General features: G+C 31.7%; 15 protein-coding genes. 8 read left to right on the top strand and 7 right to left on the bottom strand.

Annotated features, from left to right (window positions below):
• Positions 1-47 precede the first annotated feature (47 nt).
• On the bottom strand, positions 48-332 hold the full coding sequence (locus SHI72_RS15995) for a hypothetical protein (protein WP_039113931.1): 285 nt from the start codon (positions 330-332) through the stop codon (positions 48-50).
• A gap of 125 nt (positions 333-457) precedes the next feature.
• Complete coding sequence (locus SHI72_RS15990) at positions 458-943, bottom strand: Dps family protein (protein ID WP_039113930.1); 486 nt, start codon at positions 941-943, stop codon at positions 458-460.
• A gap of 111 nt (positions 944-1054) precedes the next feature.
• On the opposite strand from SHI72_RS15990, the gene SHI72_RS15985 reads away from it, so the two are divergent.
• Positions 1055-1996 (top strand): LysR substrate-binding domain-containing protein, encoded by a 942-nt coding sequence (locus tag SHI72_RS15985; RefSeq protein ID WP_039113929.1) that lies wholly within the window; start codon positions 1055-1057, stop codon positions 1994-1996.
• A 33-nt stretch (positions 1997-2029) separates the two neighbouring features.
• Here the strand turns inward: SHI72_RS15985 and SHI72_RS15980 are convergent, their stop codons facing one another.
• Both SHI72_RS15980 and mnmD read right to left on the bottom strand, forming a co-directional pair.
• Positions 2030-2227, bottom strand: coding sequence for a hypothetical protein (locus SHI72_RS15980; RefSeq protein ID WP_039113928.1), 198 nt, complete (start codon positions 2225-2227; stop codon positions 2030-2032).
• Between the two features lie 167 nt (positions 2228-2394).
• The gene (gene mnmD, locus SHI72_RS15975) at positions 2395-3060 is read right to left on the bottom strand and encodes a tRNA (5-methylaminomethyl-2-thiouridine)(34)-methyltransferase MnmD (protein WP_323490660.1); all 666 of its coding nucleotides are present in this window, start codon (positions 3058-3060) and stop codon (positions 2395-2397) included.
• Between the two features lie 305 nt (positions 3061-3365).
• Between mnmD and SHI72_RS15970 the strand changes: the two genes are divergently transcribed.
• Positions 3366-4436: a branched-chain amino acid aminotransferase gene (locus tag SHI72_RS15970; protein WP_323490659.1), complete on the top strand. Its 1071-nt coding sequence runs from the start codon at positions 3366-3368 to the stop codon at positions 4434-4436.
• 100 nt (positions 4437-4536) lie between these two features.
• On the opposite strand, the gene SHI72_RS15965 is transcribed toward SHI72_RS15970, so the two are convergent.
• Positions 4537-4920 carry a nucleoside triphosphate pyrophosphohydrolase family protein gene (locus tag SHI72_RS15965; RefSeq protein ID WP_323490658.1) on the bottom strand — a complete coding sequence of 128 codons (384 nt, stop codon included), beginning with the start codon at positions 4918-4920 and terminating at the stop codon, positions 4537-4539.
• 82 nt (positions 4921-5002) lie between these two features.
• Here SHI72_RS15965 and SHI72_RS15960 point away from each other — a divergent pair, with 82 nt between their 5' ends.
• Positions 5003-5191, top strand: coding sequence for a hypothetical protein (locus tag SHI72_RS15960; protein ID WP_229987789.1), 189 nt, complete (start codon positions 5003-5005; stop codon positions 5189-5191).
• Between the two features lie 63 nt (positions 5192-5254).
• Here the strand turns inward: SHI72_RS15960 and SHI72_RS15955 are convergent, their stop codons facing one another.
• Entirely contained in the window at positions 5255-7291 is a 2037-nt protein-coding gene (locus SHI72_RS15955) for a dipeptidyl-peptidase 3 family protein (protein ID WP_323490657.1), read from the bottom strand.
• A gap of 276 nt (positions 7292-7567) precedes the next feature.
• Here SHI72_RS15955 and SHI72_RS15950 point away from each other — a divergent pair, with 276 nt between their 5' ends.
• The 4 genes from SHI72_RS15950 (at position 7568) to SHI72_RS15935 (ending at position 10235) form a co-directional block, all read left to right on the top strand.
• Complete coding sequence (locus SHI72_RS15950) at positions 7568-8695, top strand: transcriptional regulator (protein WP_323490656.1); 1128 nt, start codon at positions 7568-7570, stop codon at positions 8693-8695.
• Between the two features lie 64 nt (positions 8696-8759).
• Positions 8760-9302, top strand: coding sequence for an RNA polymerase sigma factor (locus SHI72_RS15945; RefSeq protein ID WP_039118962.1), 543 nt, complete (start codon positions 8760-8762; stop codon positions 9300-9302).
• A gap of 33 nt (positions 9303-9335) precedes the next feature.
• The gene (locus tag SHI72_RS15940) at positions 9336-9749 is read left to right on the top strand and encodes a hypothetical protein (protein ID WP_039118960.1); all 414 of its coding nucleotides are present in this window, start codon (positions 9336-9338) and stop codon (positions 9747-9749) included.
• Between the two features lie 27 nt (positions 9750-9776).
• Positions 9777-10235 (top strand): hypothetical protein, encoded by a 459-nt coding sequence (locus tag SHI72_RS15935; protein ID WP_039113993.1) that lies wholly within the window; start codon positions 9777-9779, stop codon positions 10233-10235.
• 65 nt (positions 10236-10300) lie between these two features.
• On the opposite strand, the gene SHI72_RS15930 is transcribed toward SHI72_RS15935, so the two are convergent.
• Positions 10301-11356: an oxidoreductase gene (locus tag SHI72_RS15930; protein WP_323490655.1), complete on the bottom strand. Its 1056-nt coding sequence runs from the start codon at positions 11354-11356 to the stop codon at positions 10301-10303.
• 117 nt (positions 11357-11473) lie between these two features.
• Between SHI72_RS15930 and SHI72_RS15925 the strand changes: the two genes are divergently transcribed.
• Positions 11474-12808 (top strand): hypothetical protein, encoded by a 1335-nt coding sequence (locus SHI72_RS15925; protein WP_323490654.1) that lies wholly within the window; start codon positions 11474-11476, stop codon positions 12806-12808.
• Positions 12809-12813 lie beyond the last annotated feature (5 nt).

Below are 12813 nucleotides of genomic sequence, written 5' to 3'. Positions count from 1 at the left end.
TGCATTACTTAAAACACAGCAAACGTTTAAAAAATTAACCGGATGTACTATACGAAGTTAGGTGGAGGGGCAAAAATGCTAGCAGAAATCTTATCATGTTTAGATAATTTTTCTGACAATATAGGATTTGACTTATCAAACATTGGTAAAACAAACTCACCTTGAAATACAGGATGATATACATAAACTTTAATTTCTTTATGCGAATGCTCTTCTTCTGATAAGCTATAAAATGCAGACACATCGCTCTTTTTCTCGATCATCGTCACTATAGGTGGCGTCGATAAGAAAGCGATAAATACAATTAATAATATGTATGCAATTTTTTTCATTAGTGCAAAAATAGAGCTAAACTGATAAAATCAAAACTGTAAGTCCAAAATTTTAAACAAATTTAACATTAACCAAAAAAAAACCAGACTAGCTATTTAATGCTACTCTGGTTTTTATAGTTATACTATTTTTCTAAATCCTCTTCTAACCACGCTTTCATCATCCAAATCGTTTTTTCTTGTTCTGAGATAAAATCACTCATCATAGAGTTTGTTCCTTCATCACTGATTTCATCCGATTGTTTTAAAATTTCTCTTTCAATCTTCAGTAAATCAGTTAATGAACTTACAATTAAATGAACCGCTTTCTCATCATTCGAGATATTTTTTCCAACTACAATTTTATTATTTTTAATATAATCTTCGAAAGTGTGTAGTGGTGTACCTCCTATTGTGAGAACTCTTTCGGCGATTAAATCTATTTTTAATTGAGCGTCTGTATATAATTCTTCAAATTTTACATGCAAATCAAAAAAACGTTTTCCACGAATGTTCCAGTGAATTCCTCGCAAGTTTTGGTAATAAACCTGAAAATTTGATAGTAAGACATTCAATTCTTTTACAATTAATTCTGACTCTTTTACTGGTAATCCTAAAATATTAGTTTTCATACTTATTAATTTTTAATTCTATTAATTGTAAATTTAAAATAAGTTTTTCGAAAAAGCCATAAAAAAAAATTATATTTTATTATTTTTGTATCAGAAAATACTATTAAAAAAATGACGATAACTCAACTCCAATATGTTCTTGCTGTAGCTGAACACAAAAACTTTACCCTTGCTGCCGAAAAATGTTTTGTAACGCAGCCTACTCTTAGTATGCAAATACAAAAGATAGAAGAAGAACTTAGCATCTTGATATTCGACAGAAGCAAGAAACCAATACAACTAACAGAAATTGGTCAGAAAATTGTAAATCAGGCAAAGAACATTGTAAACGAAGCAGATAGAATAAAAGACATTGTAGAACAACAAAAAGGTTTTATTGGTGGCGAATTCAAACTAGGAATCATCCCAACGGTTATGCCTACTCTTTTGCCTATGTTCTTAAATAACTTCATCAAGAAATACCCAAAGGTTAAACTATTAATCGAGGAGCTTAATACAGATGAAATTATTACCAAATTAAAAAACGGACATCTTGATGCTGCAATTGCCGTGACACCATTAGAAGACGAAAAAATAAAAGAAATCGTTTTATACTTTGAGCCTTTTGTAGCTTATATACCAGAACAACATTCTATTTTCCAGAAAGAAGAAATCGAAGTATCAGATTTAAACATTAATGAAATTTTGCTTTTGCAAGATGGACATTGTTTTAGAGATGGTATTTTAAACCTTTGTAAAAATGGTAGTGATATAGAGAATAATGCTTTCCAGATACAAAGCGGAAGTTTTGAAACACTTATAAAATTAGCCGACGAAGGCTTGGGCACAACTTTGTTGCCTTATTTACATACATTAGATTTAAAAGAAACAGACAAATTAAAGCTTCGTCACTTTAAGGAACCTAAACCTGCCAGAGAGGTAAGCTTAATTTACCCAAAAAGCGAATTAAAAATTCAAATCATCGATGCCTTACGAAACACAATTGCTGGTGTTGTAAAAGGAGCTATTGTTTTTCAAAACGTTCAGATAATAAGTCCAATTCAAAAGAAATAAAAAAAGGAACCAATTGGTTCCTTTTTTGTTTATCTATACTTTAGCTATTAGTAGACATTCTTTTAATTCGGGTTTTCCGATTGTAAAATTCAATAACCACTCTTGCAATTGTTCCATTTCGTATGGTAATAGTGTTTTGATAGCTTTCTCTAATTCTTTTAAGAAAAGTACCGGGTCGAAACTTACTCTTTCGAGTATTGATTTCGTGTAATCAAACATCATTTTAGACATAATAATTTAAGATTATGGGGTTATCTCATTATTTTTTAACTCGACGTAAAAATAAGCATTTTACATACAACTACTCAGCTTTTAACTTATTTTTTTGTTTTATTTAGCACGAAAACGTTTTTTTAAATACAGATATAGCAATTTAAAATTAATCTAAATAGCGTGATTTACATCACTTTACGCGCTCTAAACATCTCTCTTTTTCCTGGAGGTCCAGCAAGTTTTTCAACAGTAAATCCTACCTCAATCATACTCCTTTTAACGACTCCTCTAGCGGCATAAGTTACAAGAACTCCATTAGGTTTTAAAGAATCATACATTCTTTTGAATATTTCGGTACTCCAAAGCTCTGGTTGCACCCGATATCCAAAAGCATCAAAATAAATCAAATCAAAAGTTTCGACATCATCAATTTCCTGAAAGAACTGTTTTCTCTTAGTTAATGTAAACGCATCACTAAGTTCGATTATTTCATCCCAATTGCTTTCATGCATTTTTTTGAATATCTCTTTATAATTATCTGCTCCCAATTCGGCAACATAATTCATCATAAGCACTTCATTTGCAGCAACAGGATAAGCTTCTACTCCAACATAATTTATGCTCTGTTTTTTTTCATTGGATTGTAAAAAAGTAATAAAAGCATTCAGCCCAGTTCCAAAACCAATTTCTAATATCGAAATAGGTTTATCCTCAAATAAAGAAAACCCATTTTGTATAAATACATGTTTAGCTTCCTGGATTGCTCCATGTTTAGAATGATAACACTCATCCCATTCTTCCAAATGAATTGTAGTTGAACCATCTAGGGTTTGAATTATTTCTCTTTTCACAATTTATAAATCAGATTAATGCTGTTTTTGTCTTATTTAGAAGTCAAATTTAATCAAAACAAATGCGTAAAGCCTTAAAAAACCATAGTTTTTTCATAAATTCTATATAAAAAGAAGCTCTTTATTTAACTTTTTTATAAAATAAATAAATCACAGCAAAACCCTATAATTAATATCTTTTTAGCATCCAAATTATATATTTTTACTTAATTTTGCAATTGTTAAAATTTATTTCACATCTATTCAGGGTTTTAGATTACAGTCTTAAAACAATGAATTTTAGTTCATAAAAACCATACTTTATCATGAGTACAACTCAAACAAACAAAATTGAAATCATCAAAGCAACTTCGTCAAAAATAAACGATGTAGACTTTGATAACTTAAGCTTTGGTGCTGTATTTACAGACCATTTATTCGAATGTGATTTTAAAAATGGAGAATGGCAAACATCGGTCATTAAGCCTTACGCTCCAATTTTAATGGATCCATCTTCAAAAGTCTTCCATTACGGACAAGCTATTTTTGAAGGAATGAAAGCTTACAAAGATGATAAAGACGCTATTTGGCTTTTTAGACCTGAAGAAAACCACAAACGTTTTAATGCTTCTGCAGTAAGAATGGCAATGCCAGAAATACCTGAAGCTATTTTTCTAGATGGATTAAATGAATTATTAAAATTAGACGCAGAATGGGTTAAAAGAGGAAACGGAAGCAGTATGTATATCCGTCCTTTTATGATTGCAACTGGCGCTGGAGTTGTTGCAAATCCTTCTGATGAATATAAATTCATGATTTTACTTTCACCTGCAAAATCATACTATGCTGGAGAAGTAAAAGTTATTATTGCTGAGCACTATAGTAGAGCTGCAAATGGTGGAATCGGAGCTGCAAAAGCTGCTGGTAACTACGGAGCACAGTTTTACCCAACAAATTTGGCAAATAAAGACGGATTCCAACAAGTAATCTGGACTGATGATGCAACACATACCAAACTTGAAGAAGCAGGTACAATGAACGTATTTTTCAGAATAAACGATACTTTATTAACTGCACCAACAAGTGAAAGAATCCTAGACGGAATTACTCGTAAAAGTTTATTAGCAATTGCAGAAAAAGAAGGCTTAAAAATTGAAGTTCGTTCTGTATTAGCTTCTGAATTAGTTGAAGCTGCTAAAGACGGATCATTAAAAGAAATTTTTGGTGCTGGAACTGCTGCAGTAATAAGCGTTATTAAAGGATTCTCATACAAAGATGAATATTTCGAATTACCTAAAGCAAATGATTCTTATGCTTCTCTTTTAAAAGAAAAATTAACTGGTATACAAAACAAACTAGCTGAAGATACTTTTGGCTGGACTGTTCAAGTAAAATAATTCCTTACATTATATAATTAAAGGCGATTTTCTTAACGAAAATCGCCTTTTTTATATCTTTTTTTGTTAAACACCTGTAAACTGAGACTGAGACTAAAAACTATTTTAAAATCTTAGAGAAATCTGGTTTAAAATAATTTGGACCTTTCATTACTTTTCCATCTTCACGATAAATCGGTTGTCCATCTTCACCAAGTTTACTCATATTACTTTGCTGGATTTCATCAAAAACTGCTTCAATTTTATCCTGCAAACCGTGCTCGATAATTGTCCCGCACAAAATATACATCATATCTCCCAGCGCATCAGCAATCTCTACTAAATCATTATTTTTTACTGCCTCAAGATATTCTTCATTTTCCTCTTTCATCAAGTTGTAACGAAGTATATTTTTTATTTCTCCCAAATCGGCAATTGGCGATTCGCTATGTCCAATTTTAAAAGCAGTATGAAATTCTTTCACTGCATCAATTTGTTTTTGCATAATTATATTTGATTAAATGATATACCAAATTAACAACTATTCTTAAACTATTGTCTAAATTTGCCACAAAAAATTTAAACATATGTTTAGTCAGGGTCAATTAATATTTGCATTGTGTTTTTTTATCGCTTTTGTTATCGCAATGATATTTGCCTACAGAAAAGATGTGGGACTTCACAAAATATTCTACAAAGGAAATTATAAGGTTTTATTAGTTTTTATAGCTTTTATAGTCATTTTATTTCTGATAAAAATATTCTTCAAACGATAATTTATTTCATAAAAAATGCCCGCTAAACTAGCGGGCATTTTCATTATTAGTATCTATTACTTATTAGTTTTCTAAAGGTAGGAAACCAAAGTTTTTAGAATAATCCAGCATTTGTTCTGCAAATGTTTTAGGTTGTTTTACTTCTATCAAAATAATTTTTCCTTTAGCATCTACTTTTGGCTCAAGAATAGGATTTACAAATCCGCTGTAAGGCGCAGATGGAAATTGCTTGTTACGCTCTAAAACCTCAGCATGTAATTTCTGATCTACTTTTACACCATAATTTTCTACCAAAGCTTTTCCAGCATTGTAATCTCCTTCAGATTTTATACGTTGTACTTCACGTAATAACTGTCCGAATAAATCATGTAATTTATCATAATCAGTAATATTAAAATACGTTTTACCGTTACGAGTAATTTTCTCGATTACATTATCTTTCTTTCCTTTTTCAAAAACCCAAGCACTCACCCACTGACGGTTTCTCATGTGCGCTTCTTCGATATTAGCTCCTAAGTCTAAACGAACCAATTGTGTCATTAATCCGTTACGGATATAACTATCGTATGATTCCATTCCCACTTTTTTCCAATCATCAACCAATCCAAGTTCTTGTAATTTAGGATTGTATAAATAGTATAAACCAACTAAATCAGCTCTACCTTCTTCAAGAGTCGAAGCATAACTTTTTAAAGTTTCTTTTGGAGTACCAACACCTTCATTAATTTGTCCTGAAGCGTGACCTACAACTTCATGTAAAGCAGTATGTAATTTATCTCCTATTTCACCATATTGTTTTGCCAAAGCAATTTCTTCTTCGTCATTAGCAAATTCTTTTAACTTACCACTTCCTGACGATTTAGAATATGCATCGATAATATTACCTAATGAAACCGATTTAGAACCGTGTTCTGCACGAATCCAGTCAGCATTAGGAAGATTCACTCCAATTGGTGTACTTGGTGAAGCATCTCCAGACTCTCCTGCTACGATAACAGTTTTGTATGAAACCCCAACAACATTTTTCTTTTTGTGTTCTGGCATTAACGGAGAATTATCTTCAAACCATTGTGCGCTTTTTGATACTACTTCCATTTTAGCCGACATATCAAAATCTTTAATTTGCACAACACCTTCATAAGAACCTCTGTATCCTAATGGATCATTATATACTTCGATAAAACCACTTATGTAGTCAATATTTCCTTCGGTAGCATGCAACCAGGCAATATTATAATCATCCCAGGTTTTTAAACTTCCTGTTCTATAATACTCAATCAATAATCCTATTGCATCACCTTGTTTTTTATTTTCGGCAACCGTTTTGGCTTTTTCTAACCAAAAGATAATTTTGTCAATTGCAGCTCCATACATTCCACCGCTTTTCCAAACTTTTTCTTCTAATTGTCCTTTGGCATTTTTAACCAACTTAGAATTTAAACCATAAGAAACAGGTTTCTTAGGATCTGGGCTTGTTTGTTTTTTATAAAAATCTTCTGCTTCTTGTAATGTAATCCCTTTGTCATAAAAATTAATTGCAGAACCCGCTAACAATCCTTTAGACTCATCAAGATTTACTTTTTTACTATCTTCATTATTAAATAAAATAGCTGTAACCTCTGGAGATAATTTAGTTTTTGTAGCTTTTAACAAACCTGCAAAATATTCTTTTGAGAAATCAGGTTTAATTTTTTCATTAGAATAATGATGATGAATACCATTAGAGAACCAAACACGTTTAAGGTAAATTTCGAAATTTTTCCAATCTGTGCTTTTTTTATCTCCTTTATAACTTACATAAATCTGCTCAAGAGCTTTTCTGATTTTTAAATTATTCTTGTAGTTCTGGTCCCACATTATATCACGACCAGCAGTTCCTGCCTGTGTAAGATAATATACTAATTCTTGTTCTTTGAGCGTTAAATTCTCCCAACCAGGTATTTGATAGCGCAATACTTTAATGTCGGCAAATTGCTCTACTGTAAAATCAAAAGTTTTCTCATTATTTGTTTTCGATACAGTTGTGTTAGCAACCTGAGCGTTGCAAAGAACTGAAACTCCAACAGTCATAAAAAATCCTGCAGCTTTGAGTAATTTCATTATTAATGATATTTAGTTTATAAAAAAATTATTATCTACCAAAGATACGTTTTCTTTAAAAAAAACATAAAAAACAACGTTAATATTACCTCAGGGCTATTTTTAAAAGCCAAATTTCTTTATCTTGCTCTTACCATTTTTCTTGCAAAACTTTTTTTATAAAACTACACGAAAAGTGGAAAAATTAACAAAAAAGGCCTAGTTTTGACTTTTTATTATCTCCTGTCGGATATTAATAAAATTTATAACTTTACATCAGAAAACAACCGAGATACTATGAGAATTTTAAAATATATATTCCTTTTATTACTATTAAGTTTTGTCTCATTAACTGTATTTGTTGCCACTCAAAAAGGTGATTTTACGGTAGAGAGAAGCAAGGTTATAAAGACACAACGTGTTTCTTTGTTCAACTTTGTAAACGATTATAGAAACTGGGAAGATTTTAGTTCTTGGGTTACTGAAGACCCTAGTATTCATGTTGTTTTCCCTGCAAAAACATCTGGTTTAAACGCTTCTTTTTCCTGGACAGGAAATGATGGCAATGGAGATGTGAGAACTACTGCTGTAACTGATGCACAAAATATTACTCAAAAAATGAATTTTGATGGAACTCTGACGGATGTTTCATGGGTTTTTAAAGATACTCTTGGAGGAACAAAAGTTACCTGGAAATCTAAAGGAACAATGAGTTTTCTTTTCAAAATATATTCGGCGCTTAATGGCGGAGCCGACAAAGTTATCGGTACTATGTACGAGAAAAGTTTGGCTAACTTAGATAAGATATTAGTTTATGAAACTAACACATTTGACGTAAAAGTAGATGGTGTAGTAAAAAAATTAGAGACATTTTATATCAACCAATCGTTTACTAGCGAAATAGGGAAAATTGCCAAAAATGTTCGAGTTGTTGTCCCTCAGTTAACTTCTTTTTGTGAAGCCAACGGCATAGAGACCAACGGAAAGCCTTTTGTAATATACCATACTTATGACACCACAAGCGGATTAGCAAAAATATCTATTTGTGTACCTATCAAAAAAGAAATCTTTACAAGCTCAGGAAGTGACATCTTAACTGGTAAACTAGAACCATTTGAAGCTGTAAAAACAACTTTAAAAGGAGACTACTCACATACTAAACAAGCGATAGAAAAATCGACAGCTTATATTAATAGCCAAAAAATATTCCCTGATCTTACTTGGTCACATCTTGAAATTTATACGATAAGTAAAGCTGAAATTGCAAATCCATCTAAATGGGTAACAGAGCTTTATTATCCTATAAAACCAAAGGTAGTTCCTGTAGAGAGAACTGTTATTAGTACTCCGAAAGCAGAAGTAACTCCAACACATACTCCTGTACATACCCCTCCTCCTGCAAAAGAAGAGGAATCAGAATTTTAAAAAATCTGAAATGCAGATTAAACCTTTTCGGATAATGCTATTCTAACTTATATAAAAAGTAAAGTTGACAGACGAAAAGGTATTTATACAAGAGTTATTAAACCCGAAGACGCAAAATATTGCGTTTCAAAAACTTGTATCTACTTACCAAAAACCGTTGTACAATCATATTCGGAACATTGTTTTGAATCATGATGATGCACACGATGTTTTGCAAAATACTTTTGTGAAAGTATTTCGATATCTCAATAAATTTAAAGGAGATAGCAAACTATTTTCATGGGTATATCGCATTGCAACCAATGAAGCTTTGACTTTTTTAAGTCAGAAAGCAAAACTAAGCGGAATAACCTCTGAAGCTTTACAAAATAAAACCATTGAGAATCTTGAAGCCGATGCTTTTTTTGACGGAAACGAAATTCAGTTGAAACTACAAAAAGCTATTGTTACGCTCCCGGAGAAACAACAGCTGGTTTTTAAAATGAAATATTTTGAAGAATTAAAATATGAAGAAATAGCCGAGATATTAGGCACTTCTGTTGGTGCATTAAAAGCATCGTATCATCATGCCGTAAAAAAAATCGAAGCTCATGTTACATCCAATTAAACCTTTTACAACTAATAAAGTCTTACATACATCATGAAAGCATTTAAATTAGATAACGAACCGAAAATTGAAACTGGATTTAAAACTCCAGAAGATTATTTTGAAAATTTCTCCGCAAGTTTACAGGAGAAGTTGCTACAAAATGAGCCTAAAACAATTTCTTTATTTGCAAGAAATAGAAAAACATTCATGGCTGTTGCTGCCGTACTTGTAATTGCATTAACGGTTCCTATAGTATATAAGTACACAACAAAATCTAAGGAACTTGACGAAGCTACTCTAGAAACGTACTTATCTTATCAATCAAATTTAAATCAGTACGATTTAATTCATGAGTTAGATACAAACGACATTAACAATTTAGATAAAAATATTGCTTTAGGTGATGATGCTATAGAAGATGTTCTGGCTTCGAATCCTAATATCGAACATCTTATTTTAGAATAAAAGAACAATTACATAAAAATGATGCAGATGAAAATCAAAAACATACTTCCGATATTACTATTCCTGATTACATTCCCTTTTTACGCTCAAAGCGAGAAAATGGACGAAAAAAGGGAGAAAATAAAAGCATATAAAGTTTCTTTCCTAACAACCGAATTAGAGTTAACTTCAGCTGAATCAGAAAAATTCTGGCCTATATATAACACTTATGATGATAAGCAATATGAATTAAGACATCAGAAGATGAAATCATATACCAGAAAATTAAGCGAAGAAACGTTAAAGAATATGTCTGAAAAGGAAGCTGCAGCTCTTCTTTCTCAAATGGAAAGTACCGATGAAGAATTATATCTTTTGCGCAAAAAATATATTGCAAGTTTAAAGAAAATACTTCCTGCAAAAAAAATCATAATCCTTCGAAAATCCGAAGATGATTTTAATCGCAAACTATTACACCAATATCGAGACAAAGCAGGTAAAAACTAAATCCTGTTTAAAAATAACAACAGCCGAGAGCCCTTATAATAATTACTTTATTATCTAGGGCTCTTTTATTTTTTAAAGCGAATTTGAACCATTTTATTATGACCAGCAGCAATTGCAGTTGTTGAATTCACGAAACGAATCGTAAAAAAGCTTGAATCTGTCGATAATTGTTTCCATGTAGCGCCACCATCTGCCGAATAATGCAATCCTAAAGTCCCAACTACAACTATTTCTTTCCCTCCGCTTTTAGGTACATATTGCACACAAGATGCATAACCAAAACCTGAATTCTGAGCTATTAAATTCCAGGTTTTCCCACCATCTGTAGTAATTGCTTTATTATCTGAATTTTGTTCTGGAAATTCGTAATCACCACCAGCAATAATTCCGTTTTTAGAATCATAAAAGTCAGCCGTAAAAATTCCAGTCATTGTTTTTCCTTGTACAATAGGCGTTTCATAAACTTTCCATGTTTTCCCTTTATCAGATGAATGAAAAACCCTTGCCCTTTTCCCGCCAGAAACCAACCAGGCATCTTTACCTTTTATAACAATATTAGTATTGCTTGCTGCAAATGCTGCCTCTCCTTTTCCCATTGTTGGCAATTGATCCGAAAGTAATTTTACCCACGTATTACCTCCATCACGAGTTATTAATATCGAAAAACTATCTTCGGTAGGATCACCTACCGCAATTCCCTCGCTATCATTCCAGAATTGCATACTATCATAAAATACTTTATCATTAATTTCTTTATAAACCAATTTTGTTTTTTTGGTTGCTTTAGAAACTTGATAAAGCAAAGCTGGATTTGCTACACTTAATAAATAAATATTTTTTGAAGTTTCAGCAATACTTCTAAACTCTAACTTTAAGGTATCCTTATAAATATGCTCTACATATTTTTCTTTATCCTTTAAATCGTAATATCCAAATCGCGAATTATCAGCTCCAAACCATATCTTATTTTTATCAATTACTAGCGCTCTAATACTTATTTTATCTTTAAACAGTGTATCGACTTCTATAGACTGAAAACCTTTACCGTTTATTTTGTAATCTACTGTTTGACAATACATAGCGAAACTAAAAAAACTTAAAAAGAGTGCTAATTTTTTCATGGTATTTTAAATTATTTTATGCTAAAATACAATTATTTACATAAAATCAAAACGCAATATATTTTTTATGGCACAGTAATTGGATAATTCAAAATAACAATCTTAATACGATACGTCATGAGAACGAAAATACTTTTAATAAGTCTACTAACTTTAGGGTTTGCTACAATGCAAGCTCAAGCTGGAGCTACAGTATATGCTAAAAATTCTGATATTAGTGATAATTTAGATTTAAGAGCCGTAGCTTCTATTTTTGGGGAATCTGCAAATCTTCAGGATTTTGAAAGAAGATTAAATGAACCAAAATATCAAATATCAAATCTAGATTTAAACGATGATAATCAAGTTGATTATTTACGTGTAATCGAAAGCGTAGAAAACAGAACTCACGTAGTTATCATACAAGCTGTACTAGATCGTGATGTTTACCAAGATGTTGCAACAATTGATTTAGAGAGAGATTCTTTTAACAAAGTTCACATACAAGTTGTTGGAAACGATTTTATTTACGGTCCAAATTACATCTATGAGCCAGTTTATACTATTGCTCCTGTAATATATACATCATTTTGGGTAACTAACTATCGTCCTTATTATTCAAGCTGGACATGGAACTACTATCCAACTTATTATACTGCATGGAGACCTTACCCAGTTTATAGATATAGAAACAATGTTAATATTTGCATTAATGTAAACAATCATTACAACTATGTAAGTTCTAGAAGAAGTAATACAGCTGTTGTAATATATAACTCTAATCGTTCTTACGGATATGAAAGACGTAATCCTAACAATGGTTTTGCACAACGTAATAGTAATGTAAGCAACAGATACGAGCTAGATCAAAGACGTGTTGCTAGTAGAGAAACAAACAGAAGAGGAAACACCTATTCTAATACTAACAGAACTACTGATAGAACTGCAACACCTAATAGAGATTATTCTCAAAACAGAACAAGTACATCTAGAGACAACAGTACTACAGCAAGACCAAGTCGTGATTATTCTCAAAACAGAACAAACTCAACAGGAACAACTGTAGATAGAACAAATACTACTAGAGATTACAATAGAGCTAATTCTACTCAAAGAACAGAAACTACAAGAGATTATTCTCAAAACAGAACGAGTTCTAACGCAGTAACGCCAACCCCTAGAACACAAACTACGAGAGATTATACTCAAAACAGACCAAGTTCTACTACGGTAACGCCTACGCAAAGAACAGAAACGGCAAGAGATTATACTCAAAATAGAGGAAGTGCTACAAGAGATTACTCCTCTCAAAGAACGGAATCATCAAGAGGGAATTCTGAAAGCAGAACTAGTTCAGCTAGGCAATCAAGTCCTCAAAGTTCTGGAAACGAAAGATCAAGTTCCGTTTCCAGAGGTGATTCAAGCCCAAGACAAAGTGGCTCTTCTGAAAGAAGTAGCAATCGAAGAGGCTAATTTTA

It is taken from the genome of Flavobacterium sp. PL02, assembly GCF_035013205.1.
Lineage (GTDB): Bacteria > Bacteroidota > Bacteroidia > Flavobacteriales > Flavobacteriaceae > Flavobacterium.
This window is presented reverse-complemented; position numbering and strand designations above follow the sequence as displayed.

Coding starts and splice junctions, on each gene's coding strand:
- SHI72_RS15940 (WP_039118960.1), top strand. CDS start 9,336: ATGAAAGCATTTAAATTAGATAACGAACCGAAAATTGAAACTGGATTT.
- SHI72_RS15955 (WP_323490657.1), bottom strand. CDS start 7,291: ATGAAATTACTCAAAGCTGCAGGATTTTTTATGACTGTTGGAGTTTCA.
- SHI72_RS15965 (WP_323490658.1), bottom strand. CDS start 4,920: ATGCAAAAACAAATTGATGCAGTGAAAGAATTTCATACTGCTTTTAAA.
- SHI72_RS15980 (WP_039113928.1), bottom strand. CDS start 2,227: ATGTCTAAAATGATGTTTGATTACACGAAATCAATACTCGAAAGAGTA.
- SHI72_RS15995 (WP_039113931.1), bottom strand. CDS start 332: ATGAAAAAAATTGCATACATATTATTAATTGTATTTATCGCTTTCTTA.
- SHI72_RS15930 (WP_323490655.1), bottom strand. CDS start 11,356: ATGAAAAAATTAGCACTCTTTTTAAGTTTTTTTAGTTTCGCTATGTAT.
- SHI72_RS15935 (WP_039113993.1), top strand. CDS start 9,777: ATGAAAATCAAAAACATACTTCCGATATTACTATTCCTGATTACATTC.
- SHI72_RS15960 (WP_229987789.1), top strand. CDS start 5,003: ATGTTTAGTCAGGGTCAATTAATATTTGCATTGTGTTTTTTTATCGCT.
- SHI72_RS15950 (WP_323490656.1), top strand. CDS start 7,568: ATGAGAATTTTAAAATATATATTCCTTTTATTACTATTAAGTTTTGTC.
- SHI72_RS15985 (WP_039113929.1), top strand. CDS start 1,055: ATGACGATAACTCAACTCCAATATGTTCTTGCTGTAGCTGAACACAAA.
- SHI72_RS15990 (WP_039113930.1), bottom strand. CDS start 943: ATGAAAACTAATATTTTAGGATTACCAGTAAAAGAGTCAGAATTAATT.
- SHI72_RS15925 (WP_323490654.1), top strand. CDS start 11,474: ATGAGAACGAAAATACTTTTAATAAGTCTACTAACTTTAGGGTTTGCT.
- SHI72_RS15970 (WP_323490659.1), top strand. CDS start 3,366: ATGAGTACAACTCAAACAAACAAAATTGAAATCATCAAAGCAACTTCG.